We start from the raw sequence: 14,940 nt of genomic DNA on the forward strand, positions 1-14,940 counted from the left end.
AGGTACCGGGATTTCCACCCGGCGGGCCTTGCGGCTCTGCCCTTACGGGCCTGGTAACGCCCGACCACCGCAAGGTGGTCAGGGTCTCCCCTCGGTAAGGTTGCAGGCCGGCCCTTTGTCCCGATCCGTTTCTTGGGTACCCGGCCCTTGTCTGCAACCGGGACTTCCAGAGCCTGGGTAAGGTAAGCATCCCAGGGTGGGTCTTTTGGCCTTACCTGCTTTGTTGCCGATTGGTTACGGCTTTCCCTGGTCAACCCCGGGCCTTCAGGTTTCCCCAAAGGCCCCTCCCTTTAGGGAGGGGTGGTTGACCGGGTTCTCGTCCTTGGGTTGAAAAACTGGGTATTTTACCAGACTTCATCCCCGCTGCAGGGCGGCGACAATCCGCGCCAGGGGCACCAGGACGATATTGGCCCGGAACAAGGGGGTATCGTCGATCAGGCCGCGGCACTGGAAATGCTGCCCGGCATCGTCCTCCCTTTCGGGCCGGACCAGGATGTGCAGGCGCGCGTTGCTGCGGAGGGTTTCAGCCACCCGCAGATGGACCTGGATCTCGTGGCGGGCATAGACCATCGGCTCGGCCTCGAAATCGTGGCCCCGGCACCGGGCCCGCTCCAGCAGGGCGCAGGAAATGTAACTGACCGGAAACATATAAGGAAAGCGGACCCGCTCTTCCAGTTCATCGAAATAACGTTGCGGCGGCACCTGACAACCGAGGAGGAAGTTCTTGGCGTTGGCCGTCATCATGAACTTGCGTTTGAGGAACCATCCGCCTTCCAGCTCGCTGCGGTCGGAACGGGCGGCCAGAGCGGATGGCACATCCTCCCCGTCTTCGGCAAGTTGCCGGCAACGTCCGTGCTGACCCAGCAGGACCGGATGCCTGCCGTGCTTGAGCAGCACCCGGTTGCCCAGCACGCCTTTCGTCCCGTCGTAACGGCCGGGACGGATGGTCAGCCGGCAGGACTGCCCGGGCTTGACGGCGGCGGCAAAGTTGAGTTGCCAGTGACAGACGGGCAACTGCGCCAACAGTCCGGGATCGTCGTGTTCGCGGCGGTAAAGCTCCACCTGTTCGGCCAGCCAGGTCGCGGTCTGGAAGCCCAGGACGATGGGGCTGCCGAAGGGATTGTCCCGGAGCCGGTGCCACTTGCCGGGATCGTGGAAGGGATTGAAGTCGTCGGTGGCGAAACGCGCCACGTCGATGTGCAGCTGGGAAAACGGGGGCAGTTCGGCGGTCATGGCGGCCTCCTGATGAAACTCGGCGTCTTACCTGAAGTGTAGTGAATCCCGCCGTTGCCGATACCGGCCCGATGACCGACAATGCGCCAAACACCTTCGAGGAGAGCGTCATGGACACCCTCTGCCTGTTCGCCCTTGCCGGCTCCCGCGACCTGGGCCGACGGATCGCCGCCCGCCTGGGAATCGAACCGGCCTGCCACGAGGAACGCCGCTTCGAGGACGGCGAGCACAAGCTGCGGCCGCTGCAGAGCGTCCGCGGCCGCCCGGTCGTGGTGCTGTCGTCCCTCCATTCCGACCCCGGTCTGAACGTCAACGACAAGATCATGCGGCTGGCCCTGTTCTGCGGCGCCCTGCATGATGCCTCGGCCCGGGAGATCACCCTGCTGCTGCCCTATCTGGCCTACGCCCGCAAGGACCGCCGCACCAAACCCCGGGACCCGGTGAGCCTGCGCTATCTGGCCGCCATGCTGGAGGCGGTCGGTGCCGACCGGGTCGCCACCCTCGAGGTCCACAACCCGGCCGCCTTCCAGAATGCGTTCCGCATCGTCACCGAACACCTGCCGGCCGCCGCCCTGCTTGTCCCCCATGTGGCCGAACCACTGCGGCAGGCGGCCCGCATCGTGGTGGTTTCCCCCGACACCGGCGGTTACAAGCGGGCCCAGGATTTCCGCCAACGGCTGGAACGGAACCTGGGACGGGAGATCGACAGCGCCTTCGTGGAGAAGCTGCGCAGCGGCGGCGAGCTGCAACACGGCCGGCTGGTGGGAGACGTGAAGGGCGCCACGGTGCTGATCGTGGACGACCTGATCGTCACCGGCCGCACCCTGATCCATGCCGCCCGCACCTGCAAACAGGCCGGCGCTGTCCAGGTGACCGCGGTGGCCGCCCACGGCCTGTTCGACGCCAGCGCCAACGCCATCCTGGCCGATGCCGCCCTCGACCGGATCGTGGTCAGCGACAGCGTCCCCCTATGGCGGCTCGAAAATCCTGCCGTGGCCGCCAGGCTGGAAACCGTCGATTCCAGCCCTTTCCTCGCCGAAGTGGTGCGGCGCATCCATGCGGGCGAATCGCTCAACGACTGGCTGGGCGGGTGAAACCCGGCCCTTGACGCCGCTATTTCCGAGTACCATACTCGGCATTACCCGTTTCGGAGGAGAAGCGTCATGTCCGACAAGAACCTGGTCGCCCGGCAGGCGGCCCGTCAGATCGAAAGCGGCATGCTGGTCGGACTCGGCACCGGCTCGACCGCCGACCTGTTCATCGAGGCCCTGGCCCGGCGGCACCGCGAGGAGGGGCTGCAGATCACCACCGTGTCCAGCTCCCCGGTCAGCGCCGTCAAGGCCGAGCAGCTGGGCCTGCCACAGATCGCCGTCGAGCAGGTCGTCCGGCTGGACGTGTACGTGGACGGGGCCGACGAGGTCGCCCCGGATCTCACCCTGTTGAAGGGCCGGGGCCAGGACCTGGTCAGGGAAAAACTGCTGGCCCGCGCCGCCGAACGCTTCTGGGTGCTGATCGACGCATCCAAGGAGGTGGGGCGGATCGGGGCGCGTTTCCCCATCCCGGTGGAGGTCTGGCCCTTCGCCTGGCGCGCGGTCCGGGGGCTGATCGGTGAACTGGGCGGGACGGCGGAGCTGCGCCTCAATCAGGCCGGAGTCGCCGTCACCTCCGCCGGAGGCATGGTGCTCGACTGCCGCTTCAGTGACGAACCGACGCCCGAGGTCCTCGACGCCCTGCTCAGCGAAATGCCTGGAGTGATGGAACACGGCATCTTTCACCAGCTCGCCACCACCGTCCTGGTCGCCGCCGACGGCCAGGTGTGCGAACGCCACGCAACTTAACCTTTCGAGGAGGATCCCATGGAACTGCAAGTCAATCAACCCGCTCCCGATTTCACCGTCCCCAATCAGAACGGCGAGCCGGTCAGCCTCGCCGACTTCCGCGGCAAGAAAACCGTGGTGCTCTACTTCTATCCCAAGGACGACACCCCCGGTTGCACCATCGAAGCCAACGAGTTCACCCAGCTGGCGGACGAATTCGCCAACCACGACGCGGTCGTCCTGGGGGTCAGCAAGGATCCCTGCGACATGCACCGGGCCTTCATCGCCAAGTACGGCCTCAAGGTGGACCTGCTCGCCGACACCGACGGCACCCTGTGCGAAAAATACGGCGTCTGGCGGGAGAAGGTGAAGGAGGGGGTCAGGAAGATGGCCATTCTCCGCTCCACCTTCATCATCGACAAGAACGGCAACCTCGCCTACGTGGAATATGGCGTCAATCCGGAAGGCCACGCCCAGGCGATGCTGGAGAAGGTCAAGGAACTGAACGCCTAATCCGGCAGGCGATGGCTGTAACGGGCCGCCAGCGCCAGATAGCGCCAGGCCCGCGGCAGCCACCGCCCCTGCCCTTCCTCACGCGCCCGGGCCAGCAGCAGGCGGCCACGCAGGGTGGCCCGATAGGCGAGATAAAACGCCAGCAGCGACGGGGGCCAGTCATCGCCGCTGCGGCGGCGGTAGTGCTCCAGAAACGCCAGACCGGCCTGGACACAACCCAGCCAGGCGCACTCCAGCGCCAGATAGGCCGCCTCGTCGGCACGGTCGAGCAGGCGGAAATCGCGCTTGAACTCCAGCCGGTCGAAGACCAGGGGCCTGCGGGTTTCGAAACAGACGTGCTCCGGGCGCAGATCTCCGTGGCCCTCGATGATGCAACCACTCCGGGCGCGCTGGTCGAACAGGCTGCGGTGATTCTCCAGAAAGGCCCGCTGTCTTTCCAGCAGACGCCGGCAGTTCCAACCGCCCCACAAATCCCGCAGGCGCTGCAGCGCCTGCGCGTTGGTGTCAATCCAGCGCCGGTAATGGACCCGGCAAGCCTCCCCGTCCGCAAGGACCGGGGTACACCGGCGGTGGAAAGCGGCGATCCTCGCCGCCAACGCCGGCAGCATCCACCCCTCCAGCCGGTTCTCCTGCAACAGCCGGTCGAGCATGAGCGGCCGCGGCAGACGCCGCATCCACACCAGCCAGTCCACAACTTCGCCGTCACCGTCCAGGGCCAGGCGGCCGCCGGACGCGGTCAGGGGCAGGACGCCGAGATAGACCCCCGGCGCCAGCGGCCGGTTGAGCCGCACTTCCTCCCGGCAGTAGTATCCGCGCGCGGCCACGGTGCTGAAATCGAGATAGGGGCGGCGCAGGGGTTTCTTGAGCTTGTAGGCGTGACGGTCGGTCAGAAACACCCAGGCCATGTGGGTCTCGACCACCTCGACCCGGGCGGGACGGTCGGGATAGGCGGCGGGATCCCGCAGCAGCGCCAGCTTGGCGGCCAGGGCGGGGTCCATGGCGTCACCGGCCTGTCGGGCCGCTGACGATGACATGGGCCCAGTCAAGCACCGCCTGCAGCCGCGGCACCAGCAGTTTGCGCGCCTCCCCGTAGGGCAGCCAGCGGAATTCCTGATGCTCGGGAAAGCCCAGCTCCGGACTGACCGGCAGGGTCACCTTCCCCTCCGGGGCTTCCGCCAGGTAATAACGGGCCACCTTGCCCTTGCCGTAGGGCGGGGTTTCGCAATAAACTTTCCCCCACCGGAAACGCAGGCCGGTCAACCCCGTCTCCTCGGCCACCTCGCGGACCGCCGCCTGCAGCGGCTCCTCCCCAGGCTCCACCATGCCCTTGGGGAAATCCCAGTAGCGGTAGGCCCGCAGCAGGAGGTAATGGGGCCGGCCGTCGATGAACCTCACCACAACCACCCCGGCCGACAGGTGCCTGGCTTGCGGATGCCGATTCCGTTCCATGGAAACTATGATGGCGTCCCCGGCGGCGCTTGCCAAGCGCCCCGACGCAAAAAGGCCGGCGCTCCCTGCGGAACGCCGGCCCTTTGTCCAGCCGGGACGGCGGCGACTAGGCTTTGGAAATGTTCAGCGGGCGGCCGGCGACCCACACTTTCTTCAGGGTTCGCAGCACTTCCCGCGGCATGCCGTCGGGAAGGTCCACGGTGCTGAAATCGTCGTGGATGTTGATGCGGCCGATGAAGCGGCTGTCCAGGCCGGCCTCGTTGGCGATCGCGCCCATGATGTTGCCGGGACGGACGCCGTGGTTACGGCCCACCTCAATCCGGTAACTGGCCATTTCCACCGCCTCCCTGCGGCTGCGGCGCCTGAGGGTCATGCGCTCCCCATTCGCCGGCCGGCGTTCCCGATTCGGCTCGGCCCGCAGCGCCTTTTCGTCCAGCAGCAGCGGCTCGTCCCCCTGCAGCAGGGTCGCCAGCGCGGCGGCGATGTCGAGGGCGGGGACGTTGTGCTCCTGTTCGTATTGCTGCAGCAGTTCCCGGAAGAAACCGACGTCCTGGTTGGCCAGGGTGTCGCTGATGCGCTGCTGGAATTTGGCTAGGCGCTGGCTGTTGATGGTTTCCGCGGTGGGAAGCTCCATGGGCTCGATCTTTTTCCGGGTCGCCCGTTCGATGGCCAGCAGCAGGCGCTTTTCCCGCGGGGTGACGAACAGGATAGCGTCCCCGCTGCGTCCGGCGCGGCCGGTGCGGCCGATGCGGTGGACGTAGGACTCGGTGTCGAGGGGGACGTCGTAGTTGATCACGTGGGTGATGCGCTGCACGTCCAGGCCGCGGGCGGCCACGTCGGTGGCGACGATGATGTCGAGCCAGCCGCTTTTGAGCTGCTCGACGGTGCGCTGGCGCTGGTTCTGGGGGATATCCCCGTTGAGGGGGGCGACGGCGTAGCCGCGGGCGGCCAGTTTCTCCGCCAGTTCCACCGTGGCGGTCTTGGTGCGCACGAACAGGATCACGGCTTCGAAATCCTCGGCTTCGAGGATCCGGGTCAGGGCGTCGAGCTTGGCATGGGGGCGGAGCAGACAGTAGCGCTGGCGCACGGTGTCGGCGGTAGTGACCTTGACCTGGATCTTGATTTCCTCCGGATCGCGCAGGTGACGCTGGGCGATGCGGCGGATCGGCGCCGGCATGGTGGCGGAAAACAGCGCCACCTGGCGCTCGGCCGGGGTCTTTTCGAGAATCCAGTCCACGTCGTCGACGAAGCCCATGCGCAGCATTTCGTCGGCCTCGTCCAGCACCAGGGTGTGGAGGGCGGACAGATCGAGGGTGCCGCGGCGCATGTGGTCCATGATCCGCCCCGGGGTGCCGACCACCACGTGAACGCCGCGGCGCAGGGCGCGCAGCTGGCGGCCGTATTCCTGACCGCCATAGATCGGCAGCACGTGCAGCTCCGGAAGATTGGCGGCGTAGGTCTGGAAGGCTTCAGCCACCTGCAGGGCCAGCTCGCGGGTCGGCGTCAGCACCAGCACCTGTGGGCGGGCGTCGCCGATGTCGATGCGGGCCAAAAGCGGCAGGGCGAAGGCGGCGGTCTTGCCGGTGCCGGTCTGGGCCTGGGCGATGACGTCGCGGCCTTCGAGCACGTGGGGGATGGTGGCGGCCTGGATCGGCGTGGGGGATTCGTAACCGGCCTGGCGTACCGCGGAAAGGACGGCTTCAGGCAGATCTCGAAGGATGCGAAAGTGGAAATCTCGGACATAATGATACCTTGGGTCTTGATGAATGGGCGGGCAGCTCGATGCACTGCGCCGCGCTGAATTCATCAAAAAGGCGCCAAGGCATCTGGAACTACATGTGTGCTACAACAACCGGCGGGGATGTCGAATAGGGACGGTCGCTGGCGGGTAGTCGCTCAATATAACAGAAACCAATAAAAAAACAAAGCCCGCCTGAGATTCCAGACGGGCAAGGTTCACCGCAGCTGGCGAAGAAACAACCTGACTCAATGAAAAATGGCGTCTGCCGAAAAGCCTTCGGTTTCCAGCATCTCGCGCAGCTTCTTCACCGCCTCCATCTGAATCTGGCGCACCCGCTCGCGGGTCACCTGTAATTCCCGGGCGACCTGCTCCAGGGTGGAAATCTCGTAGCCCCCCAGACCGTAGCGGCGCAGCAGCACCTCCCGGTGCTTCTCCGGCAGCTGGCGCAGCCAACGGTACATGTGTTGGCGCAGGCTGCTTTCCTGCACCTCGGTTTCGGGACCGTCGTCGGCTTCGTCGGTGAGGATGTCCAGCAGCGGTTTGTCGGACTCCTTTCCATAGGGAACGTCGATGGAATTGGTACGCTCGTTGAGCTTGAGCATCTGCTCCACCTCCTCGACCGGCTTGTCCAGATAGGCGGCGACATCCTCGGCGGTGGGATCTCGGTCAAGCTTTTGGGACAGCTGCCGCATGGCCTTGAGATAGACGTTCATCTCCTTGACGATGTGGATCGGCAGGCGGATGGTGCGGGTCTGATTCATCAGCGCCCGCTCGATGGTCTGGCGGATCCACCAGGTGGCATAGGTGGAAAAGCGGAAGCCGCGCTCGGGATCGAATTTCTCCACCGCCCGGATCAGGCCCAGGTTGCCTTCCTCGATCAGATCGAGCAGCGGCAGGCCGCGGTTGAGATAGCGGCGGGCAATCTTGACCACCAGGCGCAGGTTGCTTTCGATCATCACCCGACGTGCCGCCTCGTCTCCCTGGCGGGCCAGACGGCCGTAGTGTTTTTCCTCGTCCGCGCTCAGCAATTTGGAACGGCTCAACTCGTTGAGATAGATCTGGGTGGCGTCGAACTGACCACCCCGGGAAGCCGTCCCTGCTTCTTCGCCCCAACCCGGCGCAGTGTCCATCATTTCCCCCATGTCGATGCCCGTCATCTGTGCCATCCCCGTACCCTCCTGCGAAAGCGGTTAGCGTCTCGGTAACATTCGCAACGGATCGACCGGATTCCCGTTCCTGCGAATTTCAAAATGCAGCACGGCGCGCCCGTCGCTCCCCCGGCCCACCTCGCCGATCACTTGGCCGGCCTTGACCCGTTGTCCTTCCCTGACGCGGAGGCGGCGATTGTTTCCGTAGGCCGATAAGTAGGTTTCCCCGTGCTTGACGATCACCAGCTTGCCGTATCCGACCAGACCGCTGCCGCTGTAGACCACTTTCCCGGGGGCGGCCGCCCTGACCGGGGTTCCCGGGGGGGCAGCGATGTCGATTCCTTTCCTGCCGGTGGCGGCGAAGTTTCTGACGATCACTCCCTTTAACGGCCAGCGCCAGCGATGCTTTAGCATTTTTTTGGATTTTTTCCGAAAAACTTTCGGATCCCGCCTGGCACGGGTCTTGACGGCTCTTTTGCGGGGGACGAGACGCAGGAGCTGGCCTGGATAAATGGTGTAGGGCGGCGAGATGCCGTTCCAGCGGGCCAGATCGTGATAGTCACGGCCGCTGCGGCGGGCGATGGAATACAAGGTGTCCCCGGGATGAACCCGGTAGAACTGACCGTGGATGGGCGGCGCCGGCGGACGCACCGGCCGGGCGCCGCCACAGGCGCTCAACACCGTCAACGCCACGCCCATGACCAGGGCGCCAGTCCAGTACCGCCCGCTCCCACCGATCTTGCAAAACCTGGCCAACTTTCCTATTCTTTAGAGCTTTTCTGTGGATTGACGGGCCGAAACCGCTGTCCCGACAGCCTTGAACGCAACCGCCCGATACCGCCTTAATCCAGACGAGGTCGAACATGAATCATAGCGGATTACCACGCCAACAGGGTTTGTACGATCCCCGCAACGAGCACGACGCCTGCGGCGTCGGTTTCGTCGCTCACATCAAGGGACGCAAAAGCCACGAGATTGTCGAACAAGGTCTGGAAATCGTCACCAACCTGACCCACCGCGGCGCGGTCGGGGCCGATCCCAAAGGCGGTGACGGCGCCGGGATTCTGCTGCAGCTTCCCGATCGCTTCCTGCGCGAGGAATGCGCCGCCCTGAATATCGCCCTGCCGGCGGAGGGTGATTATGGCGTCGGAATGGTGTTCCTGCCGCGCAAGCCGGAAAACCGCCAGCGCTGCGAAAATCTGCTGGAAGAGACTATCACCGCCGAAGGCCAGACCGTCCTCGGCTGGCGCGATGTGCCCACCGACAACCGCACCATCGGCGATTCGGTCAAGGCGGTCGAGCCGGTGGTACGCCAGGTATTCGTCGGCCGCGGCGCCAACTGCCCGGACCAGGACGCCTTCGAACGCAAGCTGTTCGTCATCCGCAAGCAGGTGGAAAACCGCATCCGCGCGGAGAAACTCGACGATCCGGCCGCCTTTTACGTTCCCTCGCTGTCGTCGCGCACCATCGTCTACAAGGGAATGCTGATGTCCACCCAGGTGGGCGAGTTCTATCCCGAGCTCCACGACGAGCGCATGGTGTCGGCCCTGGCCCTGGTACACCAGCGCTTCTCCACCAACACCTTCCCCTCCTGGGACCTGGCCCAGCCGTTCCGCATGATCGCCCACAACGGCGAGATCAACACCCTGCGCGGCAACATCAACTGGATGGCAGCCCGCCGCCACGCCATGAAGTCCGACATCCTCGGCGAGGATCTGGACAAATTGTGGCCGCTTATCGCCGAAGGCCAGTCCGACTCGGCCTGCTTCGACAACGCCCTGGAACTGCTGGTGGCCGGCGGCTACTCCCTGGCCCACGCTATGATGCTGCTGATCCCCGAGGCCTGGGCCGGTAATCCGCTGATGGACGAGAAACGCCGCGCCTTCTACGAATACCACGCCGCCCTCATGGAACCGTGGGACGGACCTGCGGCCATCGCCTTCACCGACGGCCGCCAGATCGGCGCCACCCTGGACCGCAACGGCCTGCGCCCGGCCCGCTACCTCATCACCGAGGACGACCTGGTGGTGATGGCCTCGGAAATGGGGGTGCTGAAGGTACCGGAAGAGAAAATCATTAAGAAGTGGCGTCTGCAGCCGGGCAAGATGCTCCTCATCGACCTGGAGCAGGGCCGAATCATCGACGACGCCGAACTCAAGGCCGAGCTGGCCGCCCGCCACCCCTACCAGGAATGGCTCGACAAGACCCAGATCAAACTGGAAAAACTGGCGCCGGAAGTGGCGCCGATGCCGCCGGCGGAGAAGACCCTGCTCGACCGCATGCAGGCCTTCGGCTATACCCAGGAGGACATCAAGTTCTTCCTCCAGCCGATGGCCGTCGGCGGCCAGGAGCCGGTGGGTTCCATGGGCAACGACGCGGCGCTGGCGGTGCTCTCCAACCGTTCGCGCCTGCTCTATGACTATTTCAAGCAGGCCTTCGCCCAGGTCACCAATCCGCCCATCGACCCGATCCGCGAGGAACTGGTGATGTCGCTGGTGAGCATGATCGGCCCCCGTCCCAATCTGCTGGGGCTGGATGAAGGCGGCAAGCACATGCGCCTGGAGGCCGCCCAGCCGATCCTCACCAATGCCGACCTGGAAAAGATCCGTTACATCGAACCGCGCACCCACGGCGCCTTCCGCACCGCCACGCTGAGCACCTGCTACCCGGTGGCGGAAGGCGTCTCCGGCATGGAGAAGGCCCTCGAACGCCTGTGCCAGGCAGCCGAACAGGCGGTGCTCGACGGCAACAACATCCTGATCCTGTCGGACCGCGATACCGATGCCGCCCACGTGGCGATTCCGGCGCTGTTGGCCACCTCGGCGGTCCACCATCACCTGATCGAGAAGGGGCTCAGGACCGAAACCGGCCTGGTGGTGGAAACCGCCGAGGCCCGCGAGGTGCATCATTTCTGCGTGCTCGCCGGTTACGGGGCCGAGGCCATCAACCCCTATCTGGCCCTCGACAGCGTCGCCTACCTGCGCCACCGCCTGCCCGAGCCCATCAGCGAGGAGGAGGCGCACAAGCGCTACATCAAGGCGGTGGACAAGGGCATCCTCAAGGTGATGTCGAAGATGGGCATCTCCACCTACCAGTCCTATTGCGGCGCCCAGATCTTCAACAGCGTCGGGCTCAACCAGGACTTCCTCGACCGCTACTTCGCCGGCACCGTGAGCACCACCGAAGGGGCCGGCCTGGCGGAGATCGCCACCGAGGCCCTGCAGCGTCACAAACGCGCCTTCGGCGATCCGCTGGAGCTGCGCGACTCCCTCGACGTCGGCGGCGAGCTGGCCTACCGCATCCGCGGCGAAGCCCACGCCTGGACCGCCGATTCCATCGCCAAGCTGCAGCACGCCACCCGTTCCGGCGATCCCAAGACCTATGCCGAATACGCCCGCCTCATCAACGAACAGAATGAAAGGCTGTTCACCCTGCGCGGGCTGATGCGGTTCAAGTTCGACCGCGACCCGGTGCCGCTGGAGGAGGTGGAGCCGGCCAGCGAGATCGTCAAGCGCTTCGCCACCGGGGCGATGTCGTTCGGCTCGATCTCCTGGGAGGCCCACACCACCCTGGCCATCGCCATGAACCGCATCGGCGGCAAGTCCAACACCGGCGAGGGCGGTGAGCTGCCGGAACGCTTCAAGCCCCTGCCCAACGGCGATTCCATGCGTTCGGCGATCAAGCAGGTGGCTTCCGGCCGCTTCGGCGTCACCACCGAATACCTGGTCAACGCCGACGACATCCAGATCAAGATCGCCCAGGGCGCCAAGCCCGGCGAGGGCGGCCAGCTGCCGGGCCACAAGGTGGACAAGATCATCGCCCAGGTGCGCCATTCGACCCCGGGGGTGGGGCTGATCTCGCCGCCGCCGCACCACGACATCTACTCCATCGAGGACCTCAAGCAGCTGATCTACGACCTCAAGTGCGTCAATCCCAAGGCCCGCATCAGCGTCAAGCTGGTGTCGGAGGTTGGGGTCGGCACCGTCGCCGCCGGGGTCGCCAAGGCCCATGCCGACCACGTCACCATTTCCGGCTACGACGGCGGCACCGGCGCCTCTCCCCTGACCTCGATCAAGCATGCCGGCCTGCCGTGGGAGATCGGCCTGGCCGAAACCCACCAGACCCTGGTGCTCAACAAGCTGCGCGGCCGCATCTGCGTCCAGGTGGACGGCGGTCTGCGCACCGGCCGCGACGTGGTCATCGGCGCCCTGCTCGGGGCCGACGAGTTCGGTTTCGCCACCGCACCGCTGATCGTGGAGGGCTGCATCATGATGCGCAAGTGCCACCTCAACACCTGTCCGGTGGGGGTGGCGACCCAGGATCCGGTGCTGCGCAAGAAATTTATGGGCAAACCGGAATACGTGGTCAACTACTTCTTCTTCGTCGCCGAGGAAGTGCGCCAGCTGATGGCCCAGCTGGGCTACCGCACCTTCGACGAGATGATCGGCCAGTCCGACCGCCTCGACATGGAGGAAGCCATCGACCACTGGAAGGCCAAGGGGCTCGACTTCTCCAAGATCCTCGCCAAACCGCAGGCCGAGCCCGGGGTGGCGGTCTACAACTGCGAGGCCCAGCCCCACGAGATCGACAAGGCCCTCGACAACCGCCTCATAGAGCTGGCCAAGCCAGCGCTGGAGGAAAAGAAGCCGGTGCAGATCGAGCTGCCGGTGCGCAACATCGACCGCTCGGTGGGGGCCATGCTCTCGGGCGAGGTGGCCAAACGCTACGGCCACGAAGGGCTGGCGGACGATACCATCCACATCAAGCTCAAGGGCACCGCAGGACAGAGCTTCGGCGCCTGGCTCGCCAAGGGCGTGACCCTGGAGCTGGACGGCGAGGGCAACGACTACGTCGGCAAGGGGCTGTCCGGGGGACGCATCATCATCTATCCCCCCAAGAAGACCCCAATCGTCGCCGAAGAGAACATCATCGTCGGCAACACCGTGCTGTACGGCGCCATCAGCGGCGAATGCTACTTCCGCGGCATCGCCGGCGAGCGCTTCTGTGTGCGCAACTCCGGCGCCATCGCCGTGGTGGAAGGGGTCGGCGATCACGGCTGCGAATACATGACCGGCGGCATCGTGGTGGTGCTGGGTGAAACCGGCCGCAACTTCGCCGCCGGGATGTCCGGCGGCATCGCCTACGTCCTCGACGAGCGCGGCGACTTCGAAAAGCGCTGCAACCTGGCGATGGTGGAACTGGAGCCGGTGCTCGAGGAGGATCTGGCCATCGAGGAACTGGAACACCAGGGCGGCGATCTGGAAACCCACGGCTGGGTCAAGGTCGCCCACGACATCACCCGCTACGATGAACAGCGCCTCCACGCCCTGATCCGCACCCACCTGCACTACACCGACAGCCAGCGGGCGCGGCAGATCCTGGAGAACTGGAGCGATTACCGCCACAAGTTCGTCAAGGTGATGCCGATCGACTACCGCCGGGCGCTGGAACAGCTGCAGAAGGAAAAGGAACAGGCCGAAATGCGTCTGACCGCCTGATTCGTTCTTCGCGGCCCTGGCGACCCGGGGCCGCATCCGTATTCACCCGAACCCGAATCGAAGAGGTAATTTCATGGGCAAACCGACCGGTTTCCTGGAAATCCCGCGCCGCGACCGGACCTATCAGCCGGTCGCCGACCGTATCCGGCATTTCCGCGAGTTCGTCATTCCCCTGCCGCCGCCGGAAGTGGCCGAGCAGGGCGCCCGCTGCATGGACTGCGGCATCCCCTACTGTCACAACGGCTGCCCAGTCAACAACCTGATCCCGGACTGGAACGACCTGGTCTACCGCGACAAGTGGCAGGAGGCGATCCGCGAACTCCACCGCACCAACAACTTCCCGGAATTCACCGGCCGGGTCTGCCCCGCCCCCTGCGAGGCGGCCTGTACCCTGAACCTGGACGACAAGCCGGTCACCATCAAGACCATCGAATGCGCCATCGTCGACCGTGCCTGGGAGGAAGGCTGGATCAAGCCGGAAATCCCCGAGGCCCGCACCGGCAAGCGGGTCGCCGTCATCGGCTCCGGCCCTGCGGGACTGGCCTGCGCCCAACAGCTGGCCCGTGCCGGTCATGCGGTGGTGGTGTTCGAGAAGAACGATCGTATCGGCGGTCTGTTGCGCTACGGGATCCCCGACTTCAAACTGAGCAAGCATCTCATCGACCGCCGTATGGCGCAGATGCGCGCCGAGGGGGTGACCTTCCGTCCCAACACCCATGTGGGCGTGGACGTCTCCGGCAGGGAACTGCTCGACCAGTTCGACGCCGTGGTCCTCGCCGGCGGTTCGGAAAAACCCCGCGACCTGCCGGTGCCCGGCCGGGAACTGCAGGGCATCCACTTCGCCATGGACTTCCTGCGCCAGCAGAACAAGCGCAACGCCGGCGATTTCATTCCGCCGGAAGCCGAAATCCTCGCCACCGGCAAGAAGGTCGTGGTCATCGGCGGCGGCGACACCGGCTCCGACTGCATCGGCACTTCCATCCGCCAGGGGGCGATGTCGGTGGTGCAGCTGGAAATCCTGCCCCAACCGCCGGAAAAGGAAAACAAGCTGCTGACCTGGCCCTACTGGCCCAACAAACTGCGCACCTCCACTTCCCAGGAGGAGGGCTGCGAACGCCTGTTCGCGGTCAGCACCCAGCGTTTCGAGGGAAAGGACGGCCGGGTCAGCAAGGTCCACCTGGTGAAGGTGGACTGGTCCCAGGACGAGAACGGCCGCTGGCAGATGAAGGAAATCCCCGGCAGCGAGTTCACCCTCGACGCCGATCTGGTGCTGCTGGCGATGGGTTTCGTCCACCCGGTTCACGAAGGGCTGCTCCAGGAACTGGGGGTGGAACTGGATCCCCGCGGCAACGTCAAGGCCGACACCCGCCAGTACCGCACCTCCCTGGACAAAGTGTTCGCCGCAGGCGACATGCGCCGGGGCCAGTCGCTGGTGGTGTGGGCCATCCGCGAAGGCCGCCAGTGCGCCCGGGCGGTGGACGAGTATCTGATGGGTTACTCTGAGCTTCCCTGAAGCTGCAACGGCAGCGGCATGCGGACAG

11 protein-coding genes are annotated in these 14,940 nt (G+C 65.4%); 5 read left to right on the forward strand and 6 right to left on the reverse strand.

What is annotated here, in order from left to right:
* Nucleotides 1-354: 354 nt before the first annotated feature.
* Nucleotides 355-1,233 (reverse strand): hotdog family protein, encoded by an 879-nt coding sequence (locus tag MCIT9_RS07855; protein WP_317704357.1) that lies wholly within the window; start codon nt 1,231-1,233, stop codon nt 355-357.
* Between the two features lie 110 nt (nt 1,234-1,343).
* On the opposite strand from MCIT9_RS07855, the gene MCIT9_RS07860 reads away from it, so the two are divergent.
* The 3 genes from MCIT9_RS07860 to MCIT9_RS07870 all read left to right on the forward strand — a co-directional run bounded on the left by MCIT9_RS07860 (nt 1,344) and on the right by MCIT9_RS07870 (nt 3,563).
* Nucleotides 1,344-2,327, forward strand: coding sequence for a ribose-phosphate diphosphokinase (locus MCIT9_RS07860; protein ID WP_317704358.1), 984 nt, complete (start codon nt 1,344-1,346; stop codon nt 2,325-2,327).
* A 69-nt stretch (nt 2,328-2,396) separates the two neighbouring features.
* Complete coding sequence (rpiA, locus tag MCIT9_RS07865; protein ID WP_317704359.1) at nt 2,397-3,071, forward strand: ribose-5-phosphate isomerase RpiA; 675 nt, start codon at nt 2,397-2,399, stop codon at nt 3,069-3,071.
* An 18-nt stretch (nt 3,072-3,089) separates the two neighbouring features.
* Entirely contained in the window at nt 3,090-3,563 is a 474-nt protein-coding gene (locus MCIT9_RS07870; RefSeq protein WP_317704360.1) for a peroxiredoxin, read from the forward strand.
* Here the strand turns inward: MCIT9_RS07870 and MCIT9_RS07875 are convergent.
* The 5 genes from MCIT9_RS07875 to MCIT9_RS07895 form a co-directional block, all read right to left on the reverse strand.
* Nucleotides 3,560-4,597: a hypothetical protein gene (locus MCIT9_RS07875; RefSeq protein WP_317704361.1), complete on the reverse strand. Its 1,038-nt coding sequence runs from the start codon at nt 4,595-4,597 to the stop codon at nt 3,560-3,562. The genes MCIT9_RS07870 and MCIT9_RS07875 overlap by 4 nt on opposite strands.
* Nucleotides 4,566-5,012, reverse strand: a complete 447-nt coding sequence (locus tag MCIT9_RS07880) for a bis(5'-nucleosyl)-tetraphosphatase (RefSeq protein ID WP_317704362.1) — start codon at nt 5,010-5,012, stop codon at nt 4,566-4,568. The genes MCIT9_RS07875 and MCIT9_RS07880 overlap by 32 nt, the downstream gene beginning before the upstream one ends.
* Before the next feature lie 106 nt (nt 5,013-5,118).
* The gene (locus MCIT9_RS07885; protein WP_317704363.1) at nt 5,119-6,819 is read right to left on the reverse strand and encodes a DEAD/DEAH box helicase; all 1,701 of its coding nucleotides are present in this window, start codon (nt 6,817-6,819) and stop codon (nt 5,119-5,121) included.
* A 179-nt stretch (nt 6,820-6,998) separates the two neighbouring features.
* Nucleotides 6,999-7,883, reverse strand: a complete 885-nt coding sequence (gene rpoS / locus MCIT9_RS07890) for an RNA polymerase sigma factor RpoS (protein ID WP_317706714.1) — start codon at nt 7,881-7,883, stop codon at nt 6,999-7,001.
* A 60-nt stretch (nt 7,884-7,943) separates the two neighbouring features.
* On the reverse strand, nt 7,944-8,594 hold the full coding sequence (locus MCIT9_RS07895; protein ID WP_317704364.1) for a peptidoglycan DD-metalloendopeptidase family protein: 651 nt from the start codon (nt 8,592-8,594) through the stop codon (nt 7,944-7,946).
* Between the two features lie 203 nt (nt 8,595-8,797).
* On the opposite strand from MCIT9_RS07895, the gene gltB reads away from it, so the two are divergent.
* Nucleotides 8,798-13,399 (forward strand): glutamate synthase large subunit, encoded by a 4,602-nt coding sequence (gene gltB / locus MCIT9_RS07900; protein ID WP_317704365.1) that lies wholly within the window; start codon nt 8,798-8,800, stop codon nt 13,397-13,399.
* A 73-nt stretch (nt 13,400-13,472) separates the two neighbouring features.
* Entirely contained in the window at nt 13,473-14,912 is a 1,440-nt protein-coding gene (locus MCIT9_RS07905; RefSeq protein WP_317704366.1) for a glutamate synthase subunit beta, read from the forward strand.
* Nucleotides 14,913-14,940: the final 28 nt, after the last annotated feature.

It is taken from the genome of Methylomarinovum caldicuralii (assembly GCF_033126985.1).
GTDB lineage: Bacteria > Pseudomonadota > Gammaproteobacteria > Methylococcales > Methylothermaceae > Methylohalobius > Methylohalobius caldicuralii.

What these genes read in the sequence shown, in the direction of transcription:
- rpiA (WP_317704359.1), top strand. Translation starts at nt 2,397, where the DNA reads ATGTCCGACAAGAACCTGGTCGCCCGGCAGGCGGCCCGTCAGATCGAA.
- rpoS (WP_317706714.1), bottom strand. Translation starts at nt 7,883, where the DNA reads ATGGACACTGCGCCGGGTTGGGGCGAAGAAGCAGGGACGGCTTCCCGG.
- MCIT9_RS07860 (WP_317704358.1), top strand. Translation starts at nt 1,344, where the DNA reads ATGGACACCCTCTGCCTGTTCGCCCTTGCCGGCTCCCGCGACCTGGGC.
- MCIT9_RS07885 (WP_317704363.1), bottom strand. Translation starts at nt 6,819, where the DNA reads ATGAATTCAGCGCGGCGCAGTGCATCGAGCTGCCCGCCCATTCATCAA.
- MCIT9_RS07905 (WP_317704366.1), top strand. Translation starts at nt 13,473, where the DNA reads ATGGGCAAACCGACCGGTTTCCTGGAAATCCCGCGCCGCGACCGGACC.
- MCIT9_RS07875 (WP_317704361.1), bottom strand. Translation starts at nt 4,597, where the DNA reads ATGTCATCGTCAGCGGCCCGACAGGCCGGTGACGCCATGGACCCCGCC.
- MCIT9_RS07870 (WP_317704360.1), top strand. Translation starts at nt 3,090, where the DNA reads ATGGAACTGCAAGTCAATCAACCCGCTCCCGATTTCACCGTCCCCAAT.
- MCIT9_RS07880 (WP_317704362.1), bottom strand. Translation starts at nt 5,012, where the DNA reads ATGGAACGGAATCGGCATCCGCAAGCCAGGCACCTGTCGGCCGGGGTG.
- MCIT9_RS07855 (WP_317704357.1), bottom strand. Translation starts at nt 1,233, where the DNA reads ATGACCGCCGAACTGCCCCCGTTTTCCCAGCTGCACATCGACGTGGCG.